40 protein-coding genes and 1 pseudogene are annotated in these 24,189 nt (G+C 32.5%); all 41 read left to right on the top strand.

The window, feature by feature from the left end; translation table 11 throughout:
- Positions 1 to 243: pseudogene (gene tuf / locus HF850_RS13425) on the top strand (elongation factor Tu); the annotation flags it as partial.
- 431 nt (positions 244 to 674) lie between these two features.
- The gene (rpsJ, locus tag HF850_RS13420; RefSeq protein WP_008426564.1) at positions 675 to 983 is read left to right on the top strand and encodes a 30S ribosomal protein S10; all 309 of its coding nucleotides are present in this window, start codon (positions 675 to 677) and stop codon (positions 981 to 983) included.
- 74 nt (positions 984 to 1,057) lie between these two features.
- Complete coding sequence (gene rplC, locus HF850_RS13415) at positions 1,058 to 1,687, top strand: 50S ribosomal protein L3 (protein WP_169105945.1); 630 nt, start codon at positions 1,058 to 1,060, stop codon at positions 1,685 to 1,687.
- 26 nt (positions 1,688 to 1,713) lie between these two features.
- Positions 1,714 to 2,334, top strand: coding sequence for a 50S ribosomal protein L4 (rplD, locus tag HF850_RS13410; RefSeq protein ID WP_169105944.1), 621 nt, complete (start codon positions 1,714 to 1,716; stop codon positions 2,332 to 2,334).
- The gene (rplW, locus tag HF850_RS13405; protein WP_169105943.1) at positions 2,334 to 2,630 is read left to right on the top strand and encodes a 50S ribosomal protein L23; all 297 of its coding nucleotides are present in this window, start codon (positions 2,334 to 2,336) and stop codon (positions 2,628 to 2,630) included. Before rplD ends, rplW begins: the two co-directional genes overlap by 1 nt.
- A 64-nt stretch (positions 2,631 to 2,694) precedes the next feature.
- Positions 2,695 to 3,525 carry a 50S ribosomal protein L2 gene (gene rplB / locus HF850_RS13400; protein ID WP_169105942.1) on the top strand — a complete coding sequence of 277 codons (831 nt, stop codon included), beginning with the start codon at positions 2,695 to 2,697 and terminating at the stop codon, positions 3,523 to 3,525.
- 65 nt (positions 3,526 to 3,590) lie between these two features.
- A complete protein-coding gene (gene rpsS, locus HF850_RS13395; RefSeq protein WP_002582610.1) occupies positions 3,591 to 3,863 on the top strand; it encodes a 30S ribosomal protein S19 in 273 nt (90 codons plus the stop codon).
- Positions 3,864 to 3,884: 21 nt separating this feature from the next.
- On the top strand, positions 3,885 to 4,220 hold the full coding sequence (gene rplV, locus HF850_RS13390) for a 50S ribosomal protein L22 (protein ID WP_169105941.1): 336 nt from the start codon (positions 3,885 to 3,887) through the stop codon (positions 4,218 to 4,220).
- A 21-nt stretch (positions 4,221 to 4,241) separates the two neighbouring features.
- Entirely contained in the window at positions 4,242 to 4,910 is a 669-nt protein-coding gene (gene rpsC / locus HF850_RS13385) for a 30S ribosomal protein S3 (RefSeq protein WP_169105940.1), read from the top strand.
- Positions 4,911 to 4,927: 17 nt separating this feature from the next.
- Positions 4,928 to 5,362 (top strand): 50S ribosomal protein L16, encoded by a 435-nt coding sequence (gene rplP / locus HF850_RS13380; protein ID WP_169105939.1) that lies wholly within the window; start codon positions 4,928 to 4,930, stop codon positions 5,360 to 5,362.
- On the top strand, positions 5,362 to 5,574 hold the full coding sequence (rpmC, locus tag HF850_RS13375; RefSeq protein WP_169105938.1) for a 50S ribosomal protein L29: 213 nt from the start codon (positions 5,362 to 5,364) through the stop codon (positions 5,572 to 5,574). Before rplP ends, rpmC begins: the two co-directional genes overlap by 1 nt.
- A 23-nt stretch (positions 5,575 to 5,597) precedes the next feature.
- On the top strand, positions 5,598 to 5,852 hold the full coding sequence (gene rpsQ / locus HF850_RS13370) for a 30S ribosomal protein S17 (RefSeq protein ID WP_169105937.1): 255 nt from the start codon (positions 5,598 to 5,600) through the stop codon (positions 5,850 to 5,852).
- Positions 5,853 to 5,880: 28 nt separating this feature from the next.
- Entirely contained in the window at positions 5,881 to 6,249 is a 369-nt protein-coding gene (gene rplN, locus HF850_RS13365; protein ID WP_169105936.1) for a 50S ribosomal protein L14, read from the top strand.
- A 15-nt stretch (positions 6,250 to 6,264) separates the two neighbouring features.
- Entirely contained in the window at positions 6,265 to 6,579 is a 315-nt protein-coding gene (gene rplX / locus HF850_RS13360; RefSeq protein ID WP_169105935.1) for a 50S ribosomal protein L24, read from the top strand.
- A 23-nt stretch (positions 6,580 to 6,602) separates the two neighbouring features.
- On the top strand, positions 6,603 to 7,142 hold the full coding sequence (gene rplE, locus HF850_RS13355; RefSeq protein ID WP_169105934.1) for a 50S ribosomal protein L5: 540 nt from the start codon (positions 6,603 to 6,605) through the stop codon (positions 7,140 to 7,142).
- Between the two features lie 15 nt (positions 7,143 to 7,157).
- Entirely contained in the window at positions 7,158 to 7,343 is a 186-nt protein-coding gene (locus HF850_RS13350) for a type Z 30S ribosomal protein S14 (protein ID WP_169105933.1), read from the top strand.
- Between the two features lie 32 nt (positions 7,344 to 7,375).
- Positions 7,376 to 7,774 carry a 30S ribosomal protein S8 gene (rpsH, locus tag HF850_RS13345; protein WP_169105932.1) on the top strand — a complete coding sequence of 133 codons (399 nt, stop codon included), beginning with the start codon at positions 7,376 to 7,378 and terminating at the stop codon, positions 7,772 to 7,774.
- 66 nt (positions 7,775 to 7,840) lie between these two features.
- The gene (gene rplF, locus HF850_RS13340; RefSeq protein ID WP_169105931.1) at positions 7,841 to 8,383 is read left to right on the top strand and encodes a 50S ribosomal protein L6; all 543 of its coding nucleotides are present in this window, start codon (positions 7,841 to 7,843) and stop codon (positions 8,381 to 8,383) included.
- A 19-nt stretch (positions 8,384 to 8,402) separates the two neighbouring features.
- Positions 8,403 to 8,762: a 50S ribosomal protein L18 gene (gene rplR / locus HF850_RS13335; protein ID WP_169105930.1), complete on the top strand. Its 360-nt coding sequence runs from the start codon at positions 8,403 to 8,405 to the stop codon at positions 8,760 to 8,762.
- 19 nt (positions 8,763 to 8,781) lie between these two features.
- On the top strand, positions 8,782 to 9,279 hold the full coding sequence (gene rpsE / locus HF850_RS13330; RefSeq protein WP_169105929.1) for a 30S ribosomal protein S5: 498 nt from the start codon (positions 8,782 to 8,784) through the stop codon (positions 9,277 to 9,279).
- Positions 9,280 to 9,292: 13 nt separating this feature from the next.
- Positions 9,293 to 9,472: a 50S ribosomal protein L30 gene (gene rpmD, locus HF850_RS13325; protein ID WP_169105928.1), complete on the top strand. Its 180-nt coding sequence runs from the start codon at positions 9,293 to 9,295 to the stop codon at positions 9,470 to 9,472.
- Between the two features lie 22 nt (positions 9,473 to 9,494).
- Positions 9,495 to 9,935 carry a 50S ribosomal protein L15 gene (gene rplO, locus HF850_RS13320; RefSeq protein ID WP_169105927.1) on the top strand — a complete coding sequence of 147 codons (441 nt, stop codon included), beginning with the start codon at positions 9,495 to 9,497 and terminating at the stop codon, positions 9,933 to 9,935.
- Between the two features lies 1 nt (position 9,936).
- Positions 9,937 to 11,223 (top strand): preprotein translocase subunit SecY, encoded by a 1,287-nt coding sequence (secY, locus tag HF850_RS13315; RefSeq protein ID WP_169105926.1) that lies wholly within the window; start codon positions 9,937 to 9,939, stop codon positions 11,221 to 11,223.
- Positions 11,224 to 11,248: 25 nt separating this feature from the next.
- Positions 11,249 to 11,896, top strand: a complete 648-nt coding sequence (locus HF850_RS13310; RefSeq protein WP_169105925.1) for an adenylate kinase — start codon at positions 11,249 to 11,251, stop codon at positions 11,894 to 11,896.
- Positions 11,896 to 12,645, top strand: coding sequence for a type I methionyl aminopeptidase (gene map, locus HF850_RS13305; protein ID WP_169105924.1), 750 nt, complete (start codon positions 11,896 to 11,898; stop codon positions 12,643 to 12,645). Before HF850_RS13310 ends, map begins: the two co-directional genes overlap by 1 nt.
- 86 nt (positions 12,646 to 12,731) lie before the next feature.
- A complete protein-coding gene (locus HF850_RS13300; protein WP_169105946.1) occupies positions 12,732 to 13,013 on the top strand; it encodes a hypothetical protein in 282 nt (93 codons plus the stop codon).
- Between the two features lie 7 nt (positions 13,014 to 13,020).
- Positions 13,021 to 13,239, top strand: coding sequence for a translation initiation factor IF-1 (gene infA, locus HF850_RS13295; RefSeq protein ID WP_055668511.1), 219 nt, complete (start codon positions 13,021 to 13,023; stop codon positions 13,237 to 13,239).
- 50 nt (positions 13,240 to 13,289) lie between these two features.
- A complete protein-coding gene (rpmJ, locus tag HF850_RS13290; protein ID WP_003156543.1) occupies positions 13,290 to 13,403 on the top strand; it encodes a 50S ribosomal protein L36 in 114 nt (37 codons plus the stop codon).
- Positions 13,404 to 13,605: 202 nt separating this feature from the next.
- The gene (rpsM, locus tag HF850_RS13285) at positions 13,606 to 13,974 is read left to right on the top strand and encodes a 30S ribosomal protein S13 (RefSeq protein ID WP_169105923.1); all 369 of its coding nucleotides are present in this window, start codon (positions 13,606 to 13,608) and stop codon (positions 13,972 to 13,974) included.
- A 15-nt stretch (positions 13,975 to 13,989) separates the two neighbouring features.
- Positions 13,990 to 14,385, top strand: a complete 396-nt coding sequence (rpsK, locus tag HF850_RS13280; RefSeq protein WP_169105922.1) for a 30S ribosomal protein S11 — start codon at positions 13,990 to 13,992, stop codon at positions 14,383 to 14,385.
- 27 nt (positions 14,386 to 14,412) lie between these two features.
- Complete coding sequence (rpsD, locus tag HF850_RS13275) at positions 14,413 to 15,033, top strand: 30S ribosomal protein S4 (RefSeq protein ID WP_169105921.1); 621 nt, start codon at positions 14,413 to 14,415, stop codon at positions 15,031 to 15,033.
- Positions 15,034 to 15,135: 102 nt separating this feature from the next.
- Positions 15,136 to 16,083 (top strand): DNA-directed RNA polymerase subunit alpha, encoded by a 948-nt coding sequence (locus HF850_RS13270; RefSeq protein WP_169105920.1) that lies wholly within the window; start codon positions 15,136 to 15,138, stop codon positions 16,081 to 16,083.
- Positions 16,084 to 16,095: 12 nt separating this feature from the next.
- Positions 16,096 to 16,437 carry a 50S ribosomal protein L17 gene (gene rplQ, locus HF850_RS13265; protein ID WP_169105919.1) on the top strand — a complete coding sequence of 114 codons (342 nt, stop codon included), beginning with the start codon at positions 16,096 to 16,098 and terminating at the stop codon, positions 16,435 to 16,437.
- Between the two features lie 367 nt (positions 16,438 to 16,804).
- Positions 16,805 to 17,665 carry an energy-coupling factor transporter ATPase gene (locus HF850_RS13260; protein ID WP_169105918.1) on the top strand — a complete coding sequence of 287 codons (861 nt, stop codon included), beginning with the start codon at positions 16,805 to 16,807 and terminating at the stop codon, positions 17,663 to 17,665.
- Positions 17,641 to 18,513: an energy-coupling factor transporter ATPase gene (locus HF850_RS13255; protein ID WP_169105917.1), complete on the top strand. Its 873-nt coding sequence runs from the start codon at positions 17,641 to 17,643 to the stop codon at positions 18,511 to 18,513. Before HF850_RS13260 ends, HF850_RS13255 begins: the two co-directional genes overlap by 25 nt.
- Positions 18,514 to 18,515: 2 nt before the next feature.
- Positions 18,516 to 19,319, top strand: coding sequence for a CbiQ family ECF transporter T component (locus HF850_RS13250; protein WP_169105916.1), 804 nt, complete (start codon positions 18,516 to 18,518; stop codon positions 19,317 to 19,319).
- A 304-nt stretch (positions 19,320 to 19,623) separates the two neighbouring features.
- Positions 19,624 to 20,358, top strand: a complete 735-nt coding sequence (gene truA, locus HF850_RS13245; protein ID WP_169105915.1) for a tRNA pseudouridine(38-40) synthase TruA — start codon at positions 19,624 to 19,626, stop codon at positions 20,356 to 20,358.
- Positions 20,359 to 20,517: 159 nt separating this feature from the next.
- The gene (rplM, locus tag HF850_RS13240) at positions 20,518 to 20,952 is read left to right on the top strand and encodes a 50S ribosomal protein L13 (RefSeq protein ID WP_169105914.1); all 435 of its coding nucleotides are present in this window, start codon (positions 20,518 to 20,520) and stop codon (positions 20,950 to 20,952) included.
- 25 nt (positions 20,953 to 20,977) lie between these two features.
- Positions 20,978 to 21,370 carry a 30S ribosomal protein S9 gene (gene rpsI, locus HF850_RS13235; protein WP_169105913.1) on the top strand — a complete coding sequence of 131 codons (393 nt, stop codon included), beginning with the start codon at positions 20,978 to 20,980 and terminating at the stop codon, positions 21,368 to 21,370.
- Positions 21,371 to 21,730: 360 nt separating this feature from the next.
- Positions 21,731 to 23,344 (top strand): Na/Pi cotransporter family protein, encoded by a 1,614-nt coding sequence (locus HF850_RS13230; RefSeq protein WP_169105912.1) that lies wholly within the window; start codon positions 21,731 to 21,733, stop codon positions 23,342 to 23,344.
- A 102-nt stretch (positions 23,345 to 23,446) separates the two neighbouring features.
- Positions 23,447 to 24,112, top strand: a complete 666-nt coding sequence (gene cwlD / locus HF850_RS13225; RefSeq protein WP_169105911.1) for an N-acetylmuramoyl-L-alanine amidase CwlD — start codon at positions 23,447 to 23,449, stop codon at positions 24,110 to 24,112.
- Positions 24,113 to 24,189: the final 77 nt, after the last annotated feature.

The raw sequence follows: 24,189 nt of genomic DNA, 5'->3' as shown, positions 1-24,189 counted from the left end.
GAAGAAGGTGGAAGACACACTCCATTCTTCGATGGATACAGACCACAATTCTACTTCAGAACAACTGACGTTACTGGTTAAATCAAATTACCAGAAGGAATGGAAATGGTAATGCCAGGAGACCACATCGACATGAACGTTGAATTAATCACTCCAATCGCTATGGATGAAGGATTAAGATTCGCTATCAGAGAAGGTGGAAGAACTGTAGGTTCAGGAGTTGTTACTAAGATAATCGAATAGTAATAACACATATCTTTGAATATGATTTGGAAGCAAGGAGAAATCCTTGCTTCTTTTTATATAATTAATTACTGATGAAAAAAATGGACAAAAAACCTAAAAGAAATTGTTGAAAAATTATAGATTTCAAATTAAAATAAAATAAGTGGTTGCAAGAAATAAAAATGAAAATTAAAAAAAAATAAAAAAAAGTCTAAAAAAACTTGAAAACACTATGCAACAATAGTATAATAAAGAAGTTGCATAGCATACAGCGAAACATTAAGAGGTTGCCGGACTTCCGGGGAATTCTTAATGAGCAAGTTTGGATCTAGAATCCGACGACAGGGATTAGTGAAGTGTAATAAGGTGTGAAACACCTGGAACAGTTTACAGATAACCGCTGTTGTGCGTTAGAAGTAAAACGTACAAAAAAAGGAGGGAAAAGAAAAATGTCAAAGCAAAAAATAAGAATAAGATTAAAAGCTTTTGATCACACAATATTAGATCAATCAGCTGAAAAAATCGTTGAAACTGCAAAAACAACAGGAGCTAAAGTTGTAGGTCCAGTACCATTACCAACTGAAAAAGACGTTGTTACAATCTTAAGAGCAGTTCATAAATATAAAGATTCAAGAGAACAATTCGAAATAAGAACTCACAAGAGATTAATCGACATTGTTAATCCATCACCAAAAACTGTTGATGCATTAATGAGATTAAATCTTCCAGCTGGTGTTGATATAGAAATCAAACTTTAGTCTGGATGCCAATATTTAATACGACTAGTTATGATTAGTTTTAATCCGCTAATTAGTTTGGGAGGTGTAAATACATGAAAAAAGCTATAATAGGAAAGAAAATAGGAATGACTCAAATTTTCGATGAAAATGGTAAAGTAGTTCCTGTAACTGTAGTAGAAGCTGGCCCATGTGTTGTTGTTCAAAAGAAAACATTAGAAAATGATGGATACGAAGCAATACAAGTTGGTTTTGAAGAAATAAGAGAAAAATTAGCTAATAAGCCAAGAAAAGGTCAATTCGCTAAAGCAGGAGTTTCTGTAAGAAGAACTCTTAAAGAATTCAGATTAGAAGATATATCTACTTATGAAGTAGGTCAAGAAATAAAAGCTGATGTATTTGAAGCAGGAGATAAAGTTGACGTTTCTGCAGTATCTAAAGGAAAAGGCTTCCAAGGTGCTATTAAGAGATGGAATCAACAAAGAGGACCAATGACTCACGGTTCTAAGTTCAAGAGAGCACCTGGTTCAATGGGAGCTTCATCAGATCCATCAAGAACATTCAAGAACAAGAGAATGCCAGGACATATGGGATCTGTTAACACAACAGTACTTAATTTAGAAGTAGTTAAGGTAATAGCTGAAAAGAATTTAATACTAATCAAGGGTGGAATCCCAGGACCTAACAAAGGTACAGTAGTAATTAAAAACACAGTTAGAGCTTAATTTTTGTGAAGAAAGGAGGAAATAGAATGCCTACAATAGGAGTATTTAATATAGAAGGAAAGAAAGTTTCAGATATGGAACTTAACGAAAGCGTATTTGCAACTGAAGTTAACCAATATGCGTTACACCAAGTAGTAGTTGCATTATTAGCTAACAAGAGACAAGGAACTCAATCAACTAAGACTAGATCTGAAGTTAGAGGAGGCGGAATCAAGCCTTGGAGACAAAAGGGAACTGGAAGAGCAAGACAAGGTTCTATCAGAGCACCACAATGGATCAAAGGTGGTATTGTATTCGCACCAAAGCCAAGAGACTACAGAGTTTCTATACCAAAGAGCATGAGAAAGGTTGCTATGAAATCTGCTTTAACTAGCAAAGTTCAAGACAATTCAATGATCGTTTTAGAATCATTAAATTTCGAAGCTCCAAAAACTAAAAATGTAGTAGCAATGTTAAATGCTTTAGAAGCACCTAAGGCTTTAATCATCACTGCAGAATCAAATGAAGCTGTATACAAATCAGCAAGAAACATCCAAGGAGTAAGTGTTATTCCAGCTAACAACATCAACGTTTATGATTTATTAAAATATGATAAAGTAATCATGACTAAAGATGCTGTATCAAAAATTGAGGAGGTGTACGCATAATGAAGTTAACAAGCCATGATATAATCAGAAAGCCAGTTATAACTGAAAAGACTATGGCATCTATGGCCGATAAAAAGTACACTTTCATAGTTCATGCTGATGCAAACAAATCTCAAATAAAGAGAGCTGTGGAAGAAGTTTTCAACGTAACTGTTGAAGCTGTTAATACTATAAACGGTTTAGGAAAGACTAAGAGAATGGGCGTACATGTAGGAAAGAGAGCTGACTACAAGAAAGCTATCGTTACATTAAAAGCTGATAGCAACGCAATTGAATTCTTCGAAGGAATGCAATAGTATTTAATAAAGCCATTATTGGTGGTTAACCACCAGAGAAGCTTAAAGAAGGAGGGAATTTAAAATGGCAGTTAAAAAGTTTAACCCTATAACACCATCAAGAAGACAAATGACTATGCCAACATTTGAAGAAATAACTTCACAATCACCCGAAAAGTCACTTCTTGTTGCGTTAAAGAGTAAAGCAGGTAGAAATGCTCAAGGTAAAATCACTGTAAGACATCGTGGTGGTGGAGCTAAGAGAAAATATAGAATAATAGATTTCAAGAGAAACAAGGATGGTATTCCAGCTAAAGTTTCTACAATAGAATATGATCCAAATAGAACAGCATATATCGCATTAGTTGTATATGCAGATGGTGAAAAGAGATACATTCTTGCACCAGCAGGTTTAAAAGTTGGAGATGTTATTGAATCAGGTGTTAACGCTGATATCAAACCAGGTAATGCTCTTCCATTAAAGAACATTCCAGTAGGTACAGTAATTCACAACATTGAATTACAAAAAGGAAAAGGTGGCCAATTAGTTAGAGCTGCTGGTAACTCAGCACAATTAATGGCTAAAGAAGGAGATTATGCAACTCTTAGATTACCATCAGGTGAAATGAGATATGTAAGAATCGAATGTAGAGCTACAATTGGAACACTTTCAAATGCTACTAACGATATCGTAAATATCGGTAAAGCAGGTAGAAAGAGACATATGGGCTTCAGACCAACTGTAAGAGGTTCTGTAATGAACCCTAACGATCACCCTCACGGTGGTGGAGAAGGTAAATCTCCAATCGGTAGACCAAGTCCAGTTACTCCATGGGGGAAACCAGCACTTGGATACAAAACTAGAAAGAATAAGAAGTATTCTGATAGATTCATTATCAAAGATAGAAGAAAATAGTTTGAGGAGAATGGTTAATTCTCTTCATAGCTATCACTTCGGATTTATGAAGGGAGGCATATTTAGTGAGTAGATCAACAAAAAAAGCACCTTTTGTTCATGAAGGACTTTTCAAAAAGATAGAAGAAATGAATGCAAGCGGAGATAAGAAAGTTGTTAAGACTTGGTCAAGAAGTTCAACAATTTTTCCACAATTCATAGGACACACAATTGCAGTTCATGATGGAAGAAAACATGTACCTGTATATGTATCAGAAGACATGGTTGGCCATAAGTTAGGTGAATTCGTATTAACTAGAACTTATAAAGGTCACGACGATAAAACATCAAAAAGATAGCCTGGAAAGGAGGATCATTAAATGGAAGCTAGAGCTATAGCAAAATACGTTAGAATGTCTCCAAGTAAAGTAGGAGTTATTCTTGATTTAATAAGAGGAAAACAAGTTAATGAAGCTTTTGCTATTTTACAATACACTCCAAGAGAAGCAGCTGTAGTAATTAACAAAGTTTTAAAATCAGCTGTTGCAAATGCAGAAAATAATTTAGAATTAAATGCTGATAACTTATACGTTTCTGAATGTTTCGTAGGTCAAGGGTCAACATTAAAGAGATTCCAACCACATGCACAAGGTAGAGCATTTAAGATATTAAAAAGAACAAGCAATATAACAGTAGTTGTTAAAGAAAGAGCTTAGTTTAGAAGGAGGGAAAAAGAAGTGGGTCAAAAAGTTAATCCTCATGGCCTTAGAGTAGGCGTTATCAAGGGATGGGACGCAAAATGGTTCGCAAACAAAAAGAACTTTGCTGACAATCTTGTAGAAGATAACAAAATAAGAAAATTCGTTAAAAAAGAACTTTTCTCAGCTGGTATTTCTAAAATAGAAATCGAAAGAGCTGCTAAAAGAGTTAAATTAAACATATATACAGCTAAACCAGGAGTTATAATCGGAAAAGGTGGAGCTGGAATAGAAGCATTAAAGAATAAATTAACTTCATTCGTAAGCAACAAAAATGTTTTAATAAACATTGTTGAAGTTAAGAATGCAGAAGCAGACGCTCAATTAATGGCAGAAAACATTGCTGCACAATTAGAAAAGAGAATTTCATTCAGAAGAGCTATGAAGCAAACAATGCAAAGAGCTATGAAGCATGGAGTTAAGGGTGTTAAAACTGCTTGTTCAGGAAGATTAGGCGGAGCTGAAATCGCTAGAACTGAACAATATCATGAAGGAACAATTCCACTACAAACATTAAGAGCTGATATCGAGTATGGATTTGCTGAAGCAGATACTACATACGGTAAAATCGGAGTTAAAGTTTGGGTTTACAATGGAGAAGTTCTTCCAACTAAGAAAGTAGTAGAAAAGGAAGAGGCTAACGCATAAGAAAGGAGGAATAAATCATGTTAATGCCTAAAAGAGTAAAACATCGTAAGGTACAACGTGGTAGAATGAAAGGTAAGGCTACTAGAGGTAATTTCTTAGCTTATGGAGATTACGGAATCCAAGCAATGACTTGCGGATGGATAACAAGTAACCAAATTGAATCTGCCAGAATTGCTATCAATAGATACATTAAAAGAGGTGGAAAACTTTGGATAAAGATTTTCCCAGATAAACCAGTAACAGAAAAACCAGCTGAAACAAGAATGGGTTCAGGTAAAGGATCACCAGAATACTGGGTTGCAGTTGTTAAACCAGGTAGAGTATTATTTGAATTATCAGGAGTACCAGAAGCTACTGCAAGAGAAGCAATGAGACTTGCTTCGCATAAACTTCCTGTAAAGACAAAGTTTGTTACAAAAAGAAATTTTGAGGAAATGGGTGGTGAAGAATAATGAAGGCTAGAGAATTAAAAGAATTAAAATCAAGCAATCCTCAAGACTTAGTAGTTAAATTAGGAGACCTTAAAGCAGAATTATTCAATTTAAGATTTCAATTAGCTACAGGACAATTAGAAAATCCAATGAGAATAAGAGAAGTTAAGAAGTCTATAGCCCAAATAAAAACCATCTTAAGAGAAGAAGAATTAAAAGCATTGGAACAATAAGAGTTGGAAGGAGGTATTCCTAAATGGAAAGAGCTTTAAGAAAAAAGAGAATCGGTAGAGTTGTTTCTGATAAAATGGAAAAAACTATTGTAGTTGCTGTTGAAACTAAGGTTAGACATCCATTATACGGAAAGACTGTTAACAAAACTACTAAATTCAAAGTACATGATGAAAATAATGAAGCTAAAATCAATGATAGAGTATCAATAATGGAAACTAGACCTTTATCTAAAGATAAGAGATGGAGACTTGTTGAAATAGTTGAAAAAGCTAAATAGGCTGTAAAACTGAAAGGAGGGTAATTCAATGATACAACAACAAACCTTATTAAAGGTTGCAGATAATTCAGGTGCAAAGGAAATTATGTGTATCAGAGTCTTAGGCGGATCTAAGAGAAAGTTTGGTAACATCGGTGATGTTATAGTAGCTAGCGTTAAAAGTGCAACACCAGGTGGAGTTGTTAAAAAAGGCGAAGTTGTAAAAGCAGTTGTAGTTAGATCAGTAAAAGGTGTTAGAAGAGCAGACGGTTCTTACATCAAATTTGATGAAAACGCAGCAGTTATAATCAAAGAAGATAAGCAACCAAAAGGAACTCGTATTTTCGGACCTGTTGCTAGGGAGCTAAGAGATAAGGAATTCAATAAAATATTATCATTAGCACCAGAAGTTCTATAAGAGGAGGTGGCTAACTTGAAGATACATGTAAAGAAAAATGATACAGTTATTGTCGTATCAGGAAAAGATAAAGGCAAAACTGGTGAAGTTTTAAAAGCATATCCAAAGACAGGAAAAGTTCTTGTTCAAGGAGTTAACATAGTTAAGAAACATCAAAAAGCTAACAGAAGTCAAGTTGAAAGCGCTATAATTGAAAAAGAAGCAGCTATCAACAGCTCAAAAGTTATGTTATATTGTAACAAATGCAAGAATGCAACTAGAATTAGTAACAAAATCTTAGATGATGGTACTAAAGTAAGAGTTTGCAAAAAATGCGGAGAAACATTCTAAGACTTTGAAAGGAGGTAACTAATATGACAAGACTTCAAGAAAAATATCAAAAAGAAGTAATTCCAGCTATGATCGAAAAGTTCGGATACAAAAATATAATGGAAGTTCCAAAGCTAGAAAAAATCGTAATTAACATGGGAGTTGGAGAAGCTAAAGAAAACCAAAAGGTTTTAGAATCAGCTGTTGCTGACTTAACTTTAATCGCAGGTCAAAAACCTGTATTAACTAGAGCTAAGAAATCAGTAGCTAACTTCAAAATTAGAGAAAACATGCCATTAGGATGCAAAGTTACTCTAAGAAAAGCTCAAATGTTCGAATTTGCTGATAAATTAATGAGCATTGCTTTACCAAGAGTTAGAGATTTCAGAGGAGTTTCAAGCAAAGCGTTTGACGGTAGAGGAAACTACTCACTAGGAATTAAAGAACAATTAATATTCCCAGAAATCGAATATGATAAAATAGATAAAGTAAGAGGAATGGATATAATCTTCGTTACATCAGCAAATACTGATGAAGAAGCTAGGGAATTATTAAGATTCCTTGGAATGCCATTCGCTCAATAATAAGGAGGGAACACAATGGCACGTAAGGCTATTATTGAAAAGTGGAGCAAAACTCCTAAATATCAAACTAGAGCTTATACAAGATGTAGAATTTGTGGAAGACCACATGCTGTATTAAAAAAATACGGAATCTGCCGTATTTGTTTTAGAGAACTTGCATATAAAGGTGAAATCCCAGGTTGTAGAAAAGCATCTTGGTAATATAATCAACGTAACGAAAGGAGGCACATTAAATGGTTATGACAGATCCTATAGCAGATTTACTAACTCGTGTAAGAAATGCTAATGCTGTAAGACATGAAGTGGTAGAAGTACCTTCTTCAACTGTAAAGAAGGAAATCGCAAATATATTATTACAAGAGGGTTATATAAAAGAAATAAACGAATATAACGACGGAGTTGTTCCAATGTTAAGATTATCTCTTAAATATGGAGCTAACAAAGAAAGAGTTATAACTGGTATTAAGAGAATATCTAAACCAGGATTAAGAGTTTATTGCAAAAAAGACGAAGTACCAAGGGTTCTTAATGGATTAGGAATCGCTGTTGTTTCAACTTCAAAAGGAATAATGGTTGATAGAGAAGCTAGAAAGAACGGTTTAGGTGGAGAAGTTATCTGCTACGTTTGGTAGTATTTATATAAATATAAGATATTAAATTGTTTAAGACAATTTTGAATAATTACAGGAGGTGCAATTATGTCAAGAGTAGGTAGATTACCAATAGCTATTCCTGCTGATGTAACTGTTACTGTAACACCAGACAACGTTGTTACAGTAAAAGGACCAAAGGGTGAATTAGTTAAGACTATGCATGCTGATATCAGCATCGCAGTTGAAAACAATGAAGTAATTGTTACAAGACATAGTGATCAAAAAGAACACAGAGCTCTTCACGGTTTAACAAGAGCATTAATTAATAACATGGTAATTGGAGTTAAAGATGGTTACCAAAAGACTTTAGATTTAGTTGGTGTTGGTTACAGAGCTCAATTACAAGGTAAGAAGCTTGTAATGAACCTTGGATATTCACATCCAGTTGAAATAGAACCTATTGATGGAATTACTTTTGAAACTCCAGCTGCAACTAAAGTTGTTGTTAAGGGAATCGACAAAGAAAAAGTTGGATTCGCTGCAGCAGACATTAGAAAGTGGAGAGTACCAGAACCATATAAGGGTAAAGGTATTAAATACGAAAACGAAGTAATCAGACGTAAAGAAGGTAAAACTGGTAAGAAATAATAGGAAGGAGTGACACTATATGTTCAAAAAGGCAGACAAAAAAGCAAGCAGAGCAAAACGTCACCTTAGAGTTCGTAAGAAGGTTTCTGGTACTGCGGAAAGACCAAGACTTTCAGTATTCAAGAGTGAAAAGAATATATATGCACAAGTTATTGATGATATAAACGGTGTTACTTTAGTAGCTGCTTCAAGCTTAGACAAAGATTTCGCTGGTAAAGGCGGAAACAAAGAAGGCGCTAAACTTGTTGGAGAAACAGTTGCTAAAAGAGCTATCGAAAAAGGAATTCAAGAAGTAGTATTCGACAGAGGTGGATACGTATATCACGGAAGAGTTCAAGAATTAGCACAAGCAGCTAGAGAAGCAGGCTTGAAATTCTAATAAACGAGGAGGGAAATAAATGAGAATCGATCCTAGTACACTAGACCTTAAAGAAAAGGTAGTTTTCATAAACAGAGTTACTAAGGTTGTTAAAGGTGGTAGAAACTTCAGATTCAGCGCTTTAGTTGTTGTCGGAGACGAAAACGGACACGTAGGCGTAGGAATGGGTAAATCTATCGAAATTCCAGAAGCAATCAAAAAAGGTATAGAAGATGCTAAGAAAAACTTAGTAAGCGTTTCTATAGTTGGAACTACAGTTCCTCATGAAATCCACGGTAAATTTGGAACAGCTGATGTTTTAATTATGCCAGCTAAAGAAGGTACAGGAGTTATCGCTGGTGGTCCAGCTAGAGCTGTATTAGAATTAGCAGGATTAAAGGATGTTAGAGCTAAATCTTTAGGTTCAAACAATCCAAACAACATGGTAAATGCAACAATCAACGGATTAGCTAACTTAAGAACAGCAGAAGATATTGCTAGATTAAGAGGAAAATCTGTAGAAGAAATATTAGGTTAGGAGGTTTTGCAGAATGGCTAAAGTAAAAGTTACATTAGTTAAGAGCTTAATAGGTAGAAAGAAAGACCATATTGCTACTGCAAACGCTCTTGGACTTAAAAAAATAAGAAATACTGTTGAAGTTGAAGCTACTGCTCCAATTCAAGGTATGATTAAGAAGATAGACTACTTATTAAAAGTAGAAGAAATATAATATACAAGGAGGTGCACTGAGCATGAAACTTCACGAATTAAGACCAGCAGCTGGTAGTAAAAAAGCACCTAAAAGAATCGGTAGAGGTACTGGTTCTGGATTAGGAAGAAACGCTGGTAAAGGTGAAAAAGGTCAAAACGCAAGATCAGGTGGTGGAGTAAGACCTGGTTTTGAAGGAGGTCAAATGCCTTTATATAGAAGACTTCCTAAGAGAGGATTCAAGAACCCATTCTCTAAAGAATTTGTTTGTATCAACTTAGATAGATTAAACATTTTCGAAAATGGTACAGAAATCACACCAGAAGTTTTACTTGAAAGAAGAGTAATAAGTAAAGTATTAGATGGTGTTAAGATTCTTGGAAACGGAACTTTAGAAAAAAGCTTAACAGTTAAAGGATGTAAGTTCTCTAAGTCTGCTAAAGAAAAAATAGAAGCAGCTGGAGGAAAAGTTGAGGTGATGTAACGTGCTTCAAACCCTACGTAATGCATTCAAAGTTCCTGAACTTAAGAAAAAAATTCTATGGATGATATTACTTGTTGCAGTTTTCAGGATGGGAAGTCATATTCCTCTTCCTGGAATAAACTCTGAATATCTTAAGAGTCTTTCTTCAAGTGGAGGATTATTAGGATTTTATGACATGATATCTGGGGGTGCGTTTAGTAGATCCAGTATATTAGCATTAGGAGTTATGCCTTACATTAATGCATCCATAATAATTCAGTTACTAACAGTTGCAATTCCTCAATTAGAACAGCTTTCTAAAGAGGGAGAAACTGGAAGAAAGAAAATACAAGATTTAACTCGTTATGTATCTCTTGCAATTTCTTTTGTATTAGCTTATGGAATTTTTGCAACAATTTCAAGTAGTGGTGCAACATCAAACTTAAATACAATTCAAAAGTGCGTTGTTATCTTTGCTCTAGTAGTAGGAACAACTTTTTGTATGTGGTTAGGAGATCAACTTACAGTTAAAGGTATTGGAAATGGTACTTCGATATTGATTTTTGTAAATATCATTTCAAGAGTTCCAGTAACAATTAGTTCAATGATTACACTTAAAGAAGCAGGAAGTGCAAGTATTGTTGAAATAGTATTATTTGGAGCATTCATTGTGTTCTTATTAGCTGCTGTATTATTCTTCTCATTATCGGAAAGAAGAATACCAGTACAGTATGCAGGAAAGTTTGCTAATGGTAATGCTGCAATGGTAAAATCAAAATCAACATTTATTCCTCTTAGTATCATAGGATCAGCTGTACTTGGAATTATATTCTCAATGTCAGTTATGGAGTTTCCTAAGACAATAGCAACATTATTTGGCGGGGATAAAGAATGGGCAAAATGGATATTAACAAACAAAACATGTATATTCAATCAAGGTAGTTGGAAGTACTTGGTGTTATATGCCATATTAACTATATTCTTTAACTGGTTCTATACTTTAATTACATTTAAACCTGATGAGATGGCTGAAAACTTGCATAAGTCAGCAGGATTTGTACCAGGTATAAGACCAGGAGATGAAACTGCAGTTTATTTTGAAAAGCTTCTTAATAGAATATCATTTATTGGTGGTATTTTAGCAGCAATTCTTGCTGTTATCCCAGTAATAATTGAAAATTATACAGCATTTCAAAATACAGCATTTTCAGGAACTGCATTATTAATTGTTATAAATGTTGCATTAGATTTTACTAGAAAAGTAGAATCTCAAATGGTGGTAAGACACTATAAGGGATTCCTTAAATAGATTAAAATAAATGGAGATGAAGCCAGTGAAGATAGTATTACTAGGTCCTCCTGGAGCTGGAAAAGGAACACAGGCTAAATCAATCAGTAATAAATATTCTATACCCCATATTTCTACAGGAGATATTTTTAGAAAGAACATTTCTGAAAACACTCCTTTAGGGGTAGAAGCAAAAAGCTATATGGATAAAGGTCAATTAGTACCTGATGAAGTAACAATTAACATGGTTAAGGATAGACTTCAACAAGCAGACTGTGAAAATGGATATTTATTAGATGGTTTTCCTAGAACTGTGGCTCAAGCTGAAGCTCTAAACAGTTTTCTTGTAGAAAGAAATGAACAATTAGATACTGCATTATTAATAAAGGTACCTAATGAATTTATTTTAGAAAGAATGACTGGAAGAAGAGTATGTCCATCATGTGGAGCAAGTTATCATATTAAATTTAATCCTCCAGCTAATGGAGATAAATGTGATTTATGTGGAAGTGAAGTAATACAAAGAAAAGACGATACAGTTGAAACTGTAAAGGAAAGACTTGATGTGTATGAAAAAGAAACTCAACCACTAATAGATTTTTATGCTAACAAAAAATTGCTTTCAGAAGTAGATGGTACTAAAGCTATTAATGAAGTTTTCAGAGGAATATGCGAAATATTGGGGAATAAATAATGATTATTCTAAAGAGTAATGATGAAATAGCCCTAATGAAAAAAGCAGGTAAAATAGTAGGAGAAACATTGCTATTGCTTGAAGAAAAGGTAAAACCCGGCGTAACAACTGCTGAATTAGATATAATGGCAGAAGAATTTATAACTAAGCATGGAGCAAAACCTTCATTTAAAGGCTTATATGGTTTTCCTTCGTCACTGTGTATTTCAGTAAATGAACAAGTAATTCATGGATTTCCAGGATCATATGTTCTCAAAGAGGGTGACATTGTCAGCGTTGATTGTGGAGCATGTATCGATGGTTTTCATGGAGATGCAGCAAGAACATTTCCAGTAGGAAATATCTCAAAAGAAGCTCAAAGATTGATTGATATAACAAGAGATAGTTTTTTCAAGGGCATTGAATATGCTAAAGTTGGAAACAGATTATCCGATATATCATATGAAATACAAAGCTACGTAGAAGCAGCAGGTTTCTCTGTTGTAAGAGATTTTGTAGGGCATGGGATTGGACGTAATGTTCATGAAGATCCTAATGTACCTAATTTCGGTAAATCCGGTAGGGGTCCAAAATTACAAGAAGGAATGGTATTGGCTATAGAACCTATGGTTAATGCAGGAACTTATAAAGTAAAAACATTGAAAGATGGATGGACGGTTGTAACAGCAGATAATTCTTTATCAGCTCATTATGAAAATACAGTTGCAATTTTATCAGATGGACCTGAAATATTGACACTAATTAAGTAGAAAAAAGAGTGTTGCTTAGTTATAAATTTGCATAATACCATGTGGTAGTGTTAATTTATACTAAGGTAATCATAGAGGTGAAAAATTTGCAAAACAATGACTTGATTGGAAAAGTAGTACTTTCAAAAGCAGGAAGAGATATAAATCATTTATATGTTGTTGTTAGGCAGATAGATAATGATTATGTTTTGCTTGCTAATGGCAATACAAAATCAATTAATATGCCTAAGAAGAAAAAGATTAAACACTTAATTATTTTAGAAGATATAGATGAAGAAATTCTATCATTGATAAAATCATGCGATTTAAGTTGTGATTTAAAGATAAAGAAATTCCTAAAGCTTAGAGGCATTGTTAAGGAGGGTTGATTACCTTATGTCAAAAGATGACGTTATAGAAATGCAAGGTACAGTGTTAGAAGCTTTACCAAACGCTATGTTCCAAGTTGAACTAGAAAGTGGCCATAAGATTTTAGCACATATATCAGGTAAATTAAGAATGAACTTCATAAGAATTCTACCAGGTGATAAGGTTACAGTAGAGCTTTCACCTTATGATTTAACTAGAGGTAGAATTACATGGAGAGCTAAATAAGGTAGAATGAATTAAGATCTACCACAAAAGTAATATGAGGAGGGTTAGCTATGAAAGTAAGACCATCAGTTAAGCCTATTTGTGAAAAGTGCAAGGTTATCAGAAGAAAAGGAAAAGTTATGGTAATCTGTGAAAATCCTAAGCACAAGCAAAAACAAGGCTAATGATCACTTTACAATATTATTTACATTAAATAATATTGACATTTCAGCAAAAGTCAAATATGATTATATAGTCGTTTAATTAATCAACAAATAAATTTTAGGGCGGCTGACAATAGAGTATTCTATTGACCTAAAATTTTATTATAAATATAAAATAAAAAACTAACTAACACATTTCAATTATCAGGAGGTGTAAATTTCAATGGCAAGAATAGCAGGCATTGACCTACCAAGAGAAAAAAGAGTTGAAATAGGTTTAACTTATATATATGGAATAGGTTTATCAACTTCACAAAAAATCTTAGCTGTAACAGGAATTAATCCAGATACAAGAGTTAAGGATTTATCAGAAGACGAAGTTAATGAAATCAGAACTTATATCAACAAAAACTTAATGGTTGAAGGTGACTTAAGAAGAGATGTTGCTTTAAACATTAAGAGATTAATAGAAATAGGATCATACAGAGGAGTTAGACATAGAAGAGGTCTTCCAGTAAGAGGACAAAAGACTAAGACTAACGCTAGAACTAGAAAAGGTCCTAAGAAGACAATAGCAAACAAGAAGAAATAGTAAGGAGGTAAGATAATGGCAGCTCAAAAAGTCAAAAAGACTAGAAGAAGAAAAGAAAGAAAAAACGTTGAGCATGGTGCTGCACACATTAAGTCAACTTTTAACAATTCAATCGTTACTTTAACAGACGCAGCAGGAAATGCTTTATCATGGTCAAGTGCAGGAGCATTAGGCTTTAGAGGATCAAGAAAGAGCACACCATTTGCAGCACAAATGGCAGCTGAAACTGCAGCTAAAGCAGCTATGGAACACGGCTTAAAAAGTATAGAAGTTTATGTTAAAGGACCTGGTTCAGGAAGAGAAGCAGCTATCAGATCCTTACAAGCAGCAGGATTAGAAGTAACATTAATCAAAGATGTTACTCCAATACCACACAATGGTTGTAGACCACCAAAGAGAAGAAGAGTCTAGTCTAACCGTAATAGGAGGTGTAATTTAATGGCAAGATATACTGGCTCTACATGTAGATTATGTAGAAGAGAAGGCATGAAACTTTTCCTTAAAGGTGACAGATGTTTCACAGACAAATGTGCTTTTGTTAGAAGAAGCTACGCACCAGGACAACATGGAGCAAACAAGAAGAAAATTTCTGGCTATGGAGTTCAATTAAGAGAAAAGCAAAAAGCAAGAAGAATTTATGGCGTTTTAGAAGGCCAATTTAGAACATATTATGAAAAAGCTGAACACATGAAAGGTGTTACAGGTGAAAACTTACTTAAATTATTAGAAATGAGACTTGATAACGTAGTTTATAGATTAGGTTACGGTGCATCAAGAAATGAAGCTAGACAATTAGTTACTCATGGACATTTCTTAGTAAACGGAAAGAAAGTAGATATTTGTTCATATAATGTTTCAGTTAATGATGTAATTACTGTAAGCGAAAAGAGCAGATCAAGTGAAAAATTCAAAACTTTCGTTGAAAATCCAAAGACTTTACCAAAATGGTTAGAAGCAAACGTTGATAACTTTGAAGGAAAAGTTTTAGCAGTGCCATCAAGAGAAGATATAGATGTGCCTGTTAACGAAACACTTATTGTTGAGTTCTACAGTAAATAATATTAATATATTTGTTAGAGAAATTTATCACAATATATGCAAATATAGAATCAGTTGCCCTCATAATAAGGTTGCCATTTATAATATAGGGAGGGTTTGTCAATGTTAGAAATCGAAAAGCCAATAATAGAATGTATAGAATCTAATGAAGACGGTACGTATGGTAAATATGTTGTTGAGCCACTTGAAAGAGGATATGGTATCACTTTAGGTAATGCCTTAAGAAGAATATTATTATCATCTCTTCCAGGTGTTGCACCTACATCTGTTAAAATCGACGGAGTACTTCATGAGTTTTCTACTGTTCAAGGAGTTAAGGAAGATGTTACTGAATTAATTCTTAACATTAAGTCATTAGCTTTAAAAATGAATGGTGAAGGTCCAAAAGTTATTTATATCGATGCAAAAGGACCAGGAGAAGTTACTGGAGCTGATATAAAGACTGATGGAGATGTTGAGGTTGTTAATAAGGATTTACATATTGCAACTTTAGATGACAATGGAAGACTTTATATGGAAATCACAGTTAATAACGGTAGAGGATATGTTACTCAAAATAAAAATAAGAGTGGTGAATTACCAATATCTGCAATAGCTGTTGATTCTATCTATACACCAGTAAAAAGAGTTAATTTTACTGTTGACAACACAAGAGTTGGTCAAATTACTGATTATGATAAATTAACTTTAGAAATTTGGACTAATGGAACTATCAAAATTGATGAAGCTATTAGTTTATCAGCAAAAATTCTTATCGAACACTTTAAGTTATTCATGTCATTAACAGATAATACTAATGATATTGAAGTAATGGTAGAAAAAGAAGAAGATAAGAAAGAAAAAGTCCTAGAAATGACTGTTGAAGAACTTGATTTATCAGTTAGATCATATAACTGCTTAAAGAGAGCTGGAATCAATACAGTTCAAGAACTTGCGACTAAATCAATGGATGACATGATGAAAGTAAGAAATCTAGGTAAAAAATCTTTAGAAGAAGTTGAAAGAAAACTTAAAGAATTAGGTTTATGCCTAAAATTAAGTGATGAGTAAGGAGGTAAATCCATGGCAGGTTATCGTAAATTAGGTCTTCCTACAGATCAAAGAAAAGCTATGCTAAGAAATCTTGTTACTAGCTTATTAAAACATGGTAAGATCGAAACAACTGTGACAAGAGCTAAAGAAACTAGATCAATAGCAGAAAAAATGATCACTCTTGGAAAAAGAGGAGATTTACACGCTAGAAGACAAGTTTTAGCTTATGTTCAAGAAGAACTAGTTGTTAAGAATTTATTTGACAATGTAGCTCCAAAGTACGCTGAAAGAAACGGCGGATACACTAGAATGATTAAAAAAGGTCCTAGAAGAGGGGACGGAGCTGAAGTAGTAATACTTGAATTAGTATAATATTTAAGGGATTAAGTTGAACTTAATCCCTATTTTATTATATAAAAGAATACCACAGGTTTGACCTGTGGTTCCGGAAAGCTTTCAGCTATGAGTAGAAAAAAGATCTTATGAATATAGTAGAACTAGTTTTGTAAGGTTAAATATAAAAAACTACTGAATAAAAATGAGAAAAAATTAATTAACAAATCGTTTAAATTAATGTATTGTAGAGTTGTTTATTACAAAATATGATAAATTTAAGCAGTTTTTATTGATTATGTGTAAAATTAGTATATAATTAAACTATTAATTGTAAAGTATATACACTTGAATACTATAAACACTTGTATAATATATTAAAATTTTACATGTATGGAGGGATAAAATGGATAATGCGATGATTAAGTGTATTAATGTATCTTATAAGTATATAAGAAATACTGAAAATGGCACTGAAGAGAAGTACGCATTAAAAAATGTTAACTTAAATGTTAATAAGGGCGAGTTTTTAGTTGTACTTGGTCATAATGGATCTGGTAAATCAACTATAGCTAAACATATGAATGCATTACTTATTCCCACAGAAGGAACAGTTATTGTTGATAATATAGATACACATGATGGTGAGAAAATATGGGATATTAGAGCTAAAGCAGGAATGGTTTTTCAAAATCCTGATAATCAGTTAGTTGCAACTATAGTTGAGGAAGATGTTGCATTTGGACCAGAAAATTTAGGTATAGAACCATCTGAAATTAGACGTAGAGTTGATGATAGCCTTGAGAAAGTTGGTATGAGTGAATATAAGAGATATGCACCTCATCTTTTATCTGGTGGTCAAAAGCAGAGGGTAGCAATTGCTGGAATACTTGCTATTCAACCTGAATGTATAATTTTTGATGAGCCTACAGCAATGCTTGACCCATCTGGGAGAAAAGAAGTAATGAAAACAATAAAAGAGCTTAATGAGAAGCATGGTATTACTATAGTTTTAATAACTCATTATATGGATGAAGCAGCACAAGCTGATAGAATTGTAGTCATAGATGAAGGAAAAGTTAAAATGGAAGGTACTCCACGAGAAATTTTTCCACAGGTTGAGCTTATGAAGGAAATAGGACTAGATGTTCCGCAAGTTACTGAATTAGCATATGAACTAAAAAAAGAAGGAATCGATATTAATACTAAAATACTTAATGTAGATGAGATGGTGAATGAATTATGTCAATTAAAACAGAAAATTTAACACACATATATATGCCAGGAAGTCCTTTTGAAAAAACTGCATTAAATAATGTTTCAGTAGAAATAAAAAATGGTGAATTTGTGGCTTTAATTGGGCATACTGGTTCAGGAAAATCAACATTAATTCAACATTTTAATGGTTTGCTAGAAGCAACAAGTGGAAAGATAATAGTAGATGGTGTTGATATAACAGATAAAAAAATAAAATTAACAGATATAAGAAAAAAAGTAGGACTTGTATTTCAATATCCTGAATATCAATTATTTGAAGAAACAATAGCTAAAGATATTTCTTTTGGTCCAAGAAATCTTGGATTATCTGAAGATGAAATTCAAAAAAGAGTAATTGAATCTATGGAAATGGTAGGGCTTGATTATGAAACATATAAAGACAGGTCACCATTTGACTTGAGTGGAGGACAAAAGAGAAGAGTTGCAATTGCTGGTGTAATTGCAATGAAACCAACAACATTAATTTTAGATGAACCTACTGCAGGATTAGACCCAAAAGGAAGAGATGATATATTAGCTCAAATAAAAAAACTTCATGATGATTATAATATGACTATTATAATGGTAAGCCATAGCATGGAAGATGTTGCTAATATTGCTGAACATGTAATAGTTATGAACCATGGTGAAGTTGCACTTGAAGGAACTCCAGCTAATGTATTTAAGGAAGTAGATAAACTAGAGAAGATTGGTCTTGCTGTACCACAGGTTACTTATTTAGTTAAGAGACTAAGAGAAAAAGGATTTAATATATCTGATGACATATTTACAATAGCTGAAGCTAAAAAGGCATTATTGGATATATTTAAAAGTAATCATATAAAGGGGGATAATTAGGTGTGCTAAAAGAGATTACAATAGGACAATACTTACCAGGTGAATCTTTTATTCATAAATTAGATCCTAGAACTAAGATTTTAATATCATTACTTTTTATTGTATGTTTATTTATTATAAACAAGTTTATAGGATATGTAGCTATTGTTGCATTTTTGGTTGCAATAATTGCTATAGCAAAAATACCACCAAGATTTATCTTTAATGGTTTGAAGCCTATATTTTTACTTGTACTTTTAACTGCTGTTTTAAACATGTTTATGATTAGAGGTACTGAAGAAACTTTATTATTTAAATTTGGATTTTTATCAATTTATACAGAGGGACTTAAGACAGCTGCATTTATGGCAATAAGACTTATCCTTCTTATTGTGGGAACTTCAATATTAACATTGACTACATCTCCTATAGAACTTACAGATGGAATAGAAAAGTTATTAAGACCTATAGGAAAGGAAATAGCTCATGAACTTGCTATGATGATGACAATTGCTTTGAGATTTATACCAACATTAGTAGATGAAACTGATAAAATAATGAAAGCACAAAAAGCTAGAGGTGCTGATTTTGATTCAGGTAACATAATTCAAAAAGCTAAAAATCTTGTTCCATTATTAGTGCCTTTATTTATAAATTCATTTAGAAGAGCAGATGAACTTGCTATGGCTATGGAAGCTAGAGGATATAGAGGTGGAGCTGGTAGAACTAGAATGAAAGTTCTTAAATTTACTAGCAAAGATGTTATTGCATTTATAGTATGTGGTCTATTAATTATATGGAGTCTTGCAGTTAGATTTATTTTATAGTAATATTTTTTCATATATCAGTATTTTATTTTATGTTATAATACTAAGCGGTAGATTATATATGTTATAACTGTGAACATAAGTAGTTATTAGCTGAAGATGTTGTATGTTAAAAATATAGTATTTTGGTTAAGATAATAATAAATAGTTATTTATTTTTCATGTTATTTCTAATCATATGCAACTTAAAGTAAAATGATTTTAATAGGAAGTTTTTATAGAGAACTAAAAAGAAGAGGAGTTAGGTTATTTTCAAAAATGAAAGTTAGCATAACTTCTTTTATTTTTGAAGAAGAGGAGAAAAATGAGAAATATTAAATTAATTATTGAATTTGATGGAAGCAATTTTTGTGGATGGCAGAGACAGCCCAAAGGAAGAACAGTTCAGAAAGTAATAGAAGATGCTATATACAAGGCTACTGGCGAAGAAATTATGATAAATGGAAGTTCAAGAACAGATGCAGGCGTTCATGCAAGAGGATTAGTTGCAAATTTCTTTACTAATAGTACTATTCCTGGAGATAAGTTTAGAGAAGCTATTAATGTGAGACTTCCAGAAGATGTGTCTATTGTTAAATCAGAAGAGGTAGATGAAGATTTTCATGCAAGATATTCATCTAAAGGAAAGACATATTCGTATACCATTGTTCACAGATATGAAAGATTGTCTTTGGGGCATCAGTATTTATATCATTGGAGATATGATCTTGATGTAGAAGCTATGAAAGAAGCATGTAAATATTTTATTGGAAAACATGATTTCAGAGCGTTTATGTCTCCAGGAAGTTCTATAAAAACTACAGTAAGAACTATTAGTGAATTATACATAGAGCAAAAAGGTGATAGAGTAAAAATATTCATAACTGCTGATGGTTTTTTATACAATATGGTAAGGATAATAGTTGGTACTTTAATCAAAGTTGGTAATAAGAAATTGAAGCCAGAAGATATGGAAAGTATAATAGCTGAAGGTAGCCGAAAGCGTGCTGGAATGTGCGTTCCGCCTAATGGTTTGATACTTGAAAAAGTTTTTTATTAAATACCATAAAATTGTTGACACGCCCGTAAGCGTGTATTATAATAATATATGTTTGTTAGAACATTTATGTATATAAGACTCACTAGCCCCGGGTCTTGACATAAAATAATTACTTTAAATTTAAAGTAATAACGAATGTAAGTTCAGGGAGGGAAACAGATGAAATCATACATTGCTAAAGCAAGTGAAATCGAAAGAAAATGGTATGTTGTTGATGCTGCTGGTAAGCCACTAGGTAGAGTTGCTAGCCAAGTTGCTTCAATTTTAAGAGGAAAAAATAAACCAACATTTACACCAAATGTTGACTGCGGAGATCACGTTATCGTAATCAATGCTGAAAAAGTTGTTTTAACTGGTAAGAAGTTAGATCAAAAATTAATGAGAAAGCATAGTCTTTACCCAGGCGGATTAAAAGAAACTCCATACAGAGTTGTATTAGATAAGAAACCTGAATTCGCTTTCGAAGAAGCAGTAAGAAGAATGCTTCCAACTGGCGTATTAGGAAGACAAATGTTAAAGAAATTAAATGTATACAGAGGTGCTGAACATAATCATGCAGCTCAAAAACCAGAAGTACTTGAGTTAAGATACTAATACAAACTCGGGAGGAGGAATAAAAATGGCAAAAGTTCAATACATGGGAACTGGAAGAAGAAAAAAATCAGTTGCAAGAGTAAGACTAGTACCAGGAAATGGTAACGTAGTTGTAAATAATAGAGAAATCGAAAACTTTTTTGGTTTAGAAACTTTAAGAGTTATCGTAAACCAACCATTAGTTTTAACTGGAACTAAAGATAAGTTTGACGTTTTAGTAAATGTTCACGGTGGTGGATTTACAGGTCAAGCTGGAGCAATCAGACACGGAATAGCTAGAGCATTAGTTAAATCTGATGAAGCTTTAAAACCAGAATTAAAGAAGGCTGGATTCTTAACTAGAGATCCAAGAATGAAGGAAAGAAAGAAATACGGTCTTAAAAAAGCAAGAAGAGCTCCACAATTCTCAAAGAGATAGTATTTGGAGTATTACAGGAATCCTACAAACATTACGTTTGTGGGATTTTTTATTATATAGGAATTTATGAGATTTTAGAATACTAAGTTCAAGTTATACCAAGAGTTTAAGAAAATAAGAATTGGGATTTGCAAATAATCCTTTAGGTTAATAAATAAGTAATAATATCATTAAATTTTAATAGAATATACGATAATACAGTATAAATTTGAATTTGTAATAATTGATATATATATATTATATTGTGTGATTTTATGTTAAATTCAAGTTAAAATTTGGGTTACATTATTAACAGTGCCTTTAAATTATTATAAACTAAATTTGTAAAATAAATAATTAATTAACTAAAGGAGAAAAATTATGGGTGCCATTGAAGTTATTATTCAATTAATGGGTGGATTAGGGCTGTTTATCTACGGGATGAAATTAATGGGTGACGGCTTGGAAAATGCAGCAGGAGAGAGATTAAAAAACATCCTTGAAAAAGTTACAAGTAATCGTTTGTTAGGAGTAGGGATTGGAGTTATAGTTACAGCTGTTATTCAAAGTAGTAGTGCCACTACAGTTATGGTAGTTGGATTTGTTAATGCAGGGCTTATGAGTTTAGCACAAGCTGCTGGAGTTATTATGGGAGCTAATGTAGGTACTACTATTACTGCTCAATTAGTTGCATTTAATTTGGAACAAGTAGCTCCAATATTTATATTTGTAGGTGCAGCATTAATAATGTTTGCTAAGGCTGAAAAGAGAAGAGAAATAGGAAATATTATTCTTGGATTTGGTATATTATTTACTGGAATGAGTTTAATGAGTGGAGCAATGAAACCATTAGCATCATCTCCAGTATTTTCAGAATTATTAGTTTCTATAGGTGAAAAATGGTTTATAGGAATTGCTGCTGGAGCAGCTATTACAGCATTACTACAAAGTTCATCAGCAACTACAGGTATATTAATTGCATTAGCATCAACTGGAATTATTGATATAAATATTGCATTACCAATAATATTTGGATGTAATATAGGTACATGTATTACTGCGCTATTAGCTAGTATTGGGACAAATAAGAATGCACATAAGGCTGCTTTATTACATTTAATATTTAATCTTGTTGGAACAATTGCATTCTTACCATTATTGGGATTACTTGCTGGTTTTGTTGAGTTTACAAGTCCGGAAGATGTAAGTAGACAGATAGCTAATGCACATACTGTATTTAATGTTATAAATACAGCTTTACTACTTCCGTTTATTGATTACATAATCAAATTTATTAATAAAGTAATTCCGAATGATGAGGAAGTTGAAAAAGTAGGGACTAAATATATAGATGATAGATTGCTGGAAACACCAGTCATAGCAGCTGGTCAAGTAGTTAAAGAAACTATAAGAATGGCTAATATGGCTAAGAAAAATGTAGAGCTATCTATGAAAGCTTTTACTGATGAAGATGAAAGCTTAATTAAAAAGGTGTATGACAAAGAAAAAATAATTGATATGCTTGAAGAAAGTATAACTGCATATTTGGTGAAATTAGCAAAGTGTGATTTATCAGATAAAGAAAAAGATATAGTAGCGTCAACTTTTCATGTTATTATAGATGTTGAAAGAATAGGAGACCATTCTGAAAATATAGCAGAACTTGCTACTGAGAAGATAAATAAAAGATTAAAATACAGTAAAAGTGCTATTGATGATTTATGTGAAATTTATAATTCTGTAGTAAAAGCTTTAGAAATATCAATAGATGCATACGTAAATAGGGATATTGAAAAGGCAAAAAATGTTGAAAAAATAGAAAGTAAGATTGATGAATATGAAAGAGATTATAGGCATAAGCATATTCAAAGATTATATGAAGGAAAATGCAATGCCTATGCAGGTGCTATTTACTTAGATTTATTAAGTGCTTTGGAAAGAATAGGAGATCACTCTACTAATATATCAGAAAGTGTATTAGAAACATTTGATTAATAGAAAAATTAATGATTTTTCATATAAGAATTAATTTTGAATAATTATAATTTGAGTGAAGATACTAGATAATAGAGTCTAAAGAGTGTGGAGAGTGATAAGATGAAACTAAAGAAGATATTTGCAGTAGTATTTGCACTTTTATTAATCTTTTTAATGCCAGTGAGGTGTACAGCAGAAGAAGATGTAGAAAGTGCTAAAAAACGCATAATTTTAATTGATCCTGGTCATGGTGGAATTGATGGAGGAGCAAAATCAAAACAGGGAACTATAGAAAAAGATATAAATTTATCTATTGCGCTAAAGCTTAAGGATTTACTTGAAAAAAATGATTATAAGGTTTTTATGACAAGAGAAGATGATACGCAACTGGATAAGAAAAAAGTTAAGGATTTAACTGCTAGGTGTAAGATGAAAAATGATACTAATTGTGATATATTTATTTCTATTCATCAAAATATGTTTCAACAAGAAAAATGTTTTGGTGCACAAGTATGGTATGCTTCTAATGAGGAGAGTAGAGTATTAGCAGAAGAAGTACAAAATTCATTAAAAGAAAAATCAGAAGATAATAATAAACGAATTGCTAAGGCGGCTAAGGAGCAATATAAGATATTAAGAGATGGATATGAGGGTGCATGTATTTTAGTTGAATGTGGCTTTTTATCAAATCATGAAGAAGAACAGAAATTAAAGACAGATGAATATCAAAATAAAATTGTAGAAGGAATAAAAGATGGTATAGATAAATATTTTTCACAAAAATAATGGCTCAACACCAAAATGTGTTCTTGACAGCACTAAGCTGTCAAGGCACGTTTATTACACTCTAAAAAAATTCTTGC

It is taken from the genome of Clostridium sp. SM-530-WT-3G (assembly GCF_012843905.1).
Lineage (GTDB): Bacteria > Bacillota > Clostridia > Clostridiales > Clostridiaceae > Clostridium.
The sequence above is the reverse complement of the archived record's forward strand: the minus strand, read 5'-3'. Positions and strand labels throughout refer to the sequence as shown.

What these genes read in the sequence shown, in the direction of transcription:
- rplN (WP_169105936.1), top strand. Translation starts at nt 5,881, where the DNA reads ATGATACAACAACAAACCTTATTAAAGGTTGCAGATAATTCAGGTGCA.
- rpsK (WP_169105922.1), top strand. Translation starts at nt 13,990, where the DNA reads ATGGCAGCTCAAAAAGTCAAAAAGACTAGAAGAAGAAAAGAAAGAAAA.
- rplO (WP_169105927.1), top strand. Translation starts at nt 9,495, where the DNA reads ATGAAACTTCACGAATTAAGACCAGCAGCTGGTAGTAAAAAAGCACCT.
- HF850_RS13260 (WP_169105918.1), top strand. Translation starts at nt 16,805, where the DNA reads ATGGATAATGCGATGATTAAGTGTATTAATGTATCTTATAAGTATATA.
- rpsD (WP_169105921.1), top strand. Translation starts at nt 14,413, where the DNA reads ATGGCAAGATATACTGGCTCTACATGTAGATTATGTAGAAGAGAAGGC.
- HF850_RS13230 (WP_169105912.1), top strand. Translation starts at nt 21,731, where the DNA reads ATGGGTGCCATTGAAGTTATTATTCAATTAATGGGTGGATTAGGGCTG.
- rplC (WP_169105945.1), top strand. Translation starts at nt 1,058, where the DNA reads ATGAAAAAAGCTATAATAGGAAAGAAAATAGGAATGACTCAAATTTTC.
- rpmC (WP_169105938.1), top strand. Translation starts at nt 5,362, where the DNA reads ATGAAGGCTAGAGAATTAAAAGAATTAAAATCAAGCAATCCTCAAGAC.
- rpsH (WP_169105932.1), top strand. Translation starts at nt 7,376, where the DNA reads ATGGTTATGACAGATCCTATAGCAGATTTACTAACTCGTGTAAGAAAT.
- rpsE (WP_169105929.1), top strand. Translation starts at nt 8,782, where the DNA reads ATGAGAATCGATCCTAGTACACTAGACCTTAAAGAAAAGGTAGTTTTC.
- rpmJ (WP_003156543.1), top strand. Translation starts at nt 13,290, where the DNA reads ATGAAAGTAAGACCATCAGTTAAGCCTATTTGTGAAAAGTGCAAGGTT.
- rplE (WP_169105934.1), top strand. Translation starts at nt 6,603, where the DNA reads ATGACAAGACTTCAAGAAAAATATCAAAAAGAAGTAATTCCAGCTATG.
- truA (WP_169105915.1), top strand. Translation starts at nt 19,624, where the DNA reads ATGAGAAATATTAAATTAATTATTGAATTTGATGGAAGCAATTTTTGT.
- rplV (WP_169105941.1), top strand. Translation starts at nt 3,885, where the DNA reads ATGGAAGCTAGAGCTATAGCAAAATACGTTAGAATGTCTCCAAGTAAA.
- rplP (WP_169105939.1), top strand. Translation starts at nt 4,928, where the DNA reads ATGTTAATGCCTAAAAGAGTAAAACATCGTAAGGTACAACGTGGTAGA.
- rpsM (WP_169105923.1), top strand. Translation starts at nt 13,606, where the DNA reads ATGGCAAGAATAGCAGGCATTGACCTACCAAGAGAAAAAAGAGTTGAA.
- HF850_RS13255 (WP_169105917.1), top strand. Translation starts at nt 17,641, where the DNA reads ATGTCAATTAAAACAGAAAATTTAACACACATATATATGCCAGGAAGT.
- map (WP_169105924.1), top strand. Translation starts at nt 11,896, where the DNA reads ATGATTATTCTAAAGAGTAATGATGAAATAGCCCTAATGAAAAAAGCA.
- rplD (WP_169105944.1), top strand. Translation starts at nt 1,714, where the DNA reads ATGCCTACAATAGGAGTATTTAATATAGAAGGAAAGAAAGTTTCAGAT.
- cwlD (WP_169105911.1), top strand. Translation starts at nt 23,447, where the DNA reads ATGAAACTAAAGAAGATATTTGCAGTAGTATTTGCACTTTTATTAATC.
- rpsJ (WP_008426564.1), top strand. Translation starts at nt 675, where the DNA reads ATGTCAAAGCAAAAAATAAGAATAAGATTAAAAGCTTTTGATCACACA.
- rpsI (WP_169105913.1), top strand. Translation starts at nt 20,978, where the DNA reads ATGGCAAAAGTTCAATACATGGGAACTGGAAGAAGAAAAAAATCAGTT.
- rpsQ (WP_169105937.1), top strand. Translation starts at nt 5,598, where the DNA reads ATGGAAAGAGCTTTAAGAAAAAAGAGAATCGGTAGAGTTGTTTCTGAT.
- rplW (WP_169105943.1), top strand. Translation starts at nt 2,334, where the DNA reads ATGAAGTTAACAAGCCATGATATAATCAGAAAGCCAGTTATAACTGAA.
- infA (WP_055668511.1), top strand. Translation starts at nt 13,021, where the DNA reads ATGTCAAAAGATGACGTTATAGAAATGCAAGGTACAGTGTTAGAAGCT.
- rplM (WP_169105914.1), top strand. Translation starts at nt 20,518, where the DNA reads ATGAAATCATACATTGCTAAAGCAAGTGAAATCGAAAGAAAATGGTAT.
- rplB (WP_169105942.1), top strand. Translation starts at nt 2,695, where the DNA reads ATGGCAGTTAAAAAGTTTAACCCTATAACACCATCAAGAAGACAAATG.
- rplF (WP_169105931.1), top strand. Translation starts at nt 7,841, where the DNA reads ATGTCAAGAGTAGGTAGATTACCAATAGCTATTCCTGCTGATGTAACT.
- HF850_RS13270 (WP_169105920.1), top strand. Translation starts at nt 15,136, where the DNA reads ATGTTAGAAATCGAAAAGCCAATAATAGAATGTATAGAATCTAATGAA.
- rplQ (WP_169105919.1), top strand. Translation starts at nt 16,096, where the DNA reads ATGGCAGGTTATCGTAAATTAGGTCTTCCTACAGATCAAAGAAAAGCT.
- HF850_RS13350 (WP_169105933.1), top strand. Translation starts at nt 7,158, where the DNA reads ATGGCACGTAAGGCTATTATTGAAAAGTGGAGCAAAACTCCTAAATAT.
- rplR (WP_169105930.1), top strand. Translation starts at nt 8,403, where the DNA reads ATGTTCAAAAAGGCAGACAAAAAAGCAAGCAGAGCAAAACGTCACCTT.
- rpmD (WP_169105928.1), top strand. Translation starts at nt 9,293, where the DNA reads ATGGCTAAAGTAAAAGTTACATTAGTTAAGAGCTTAATAGGTAGAAAG.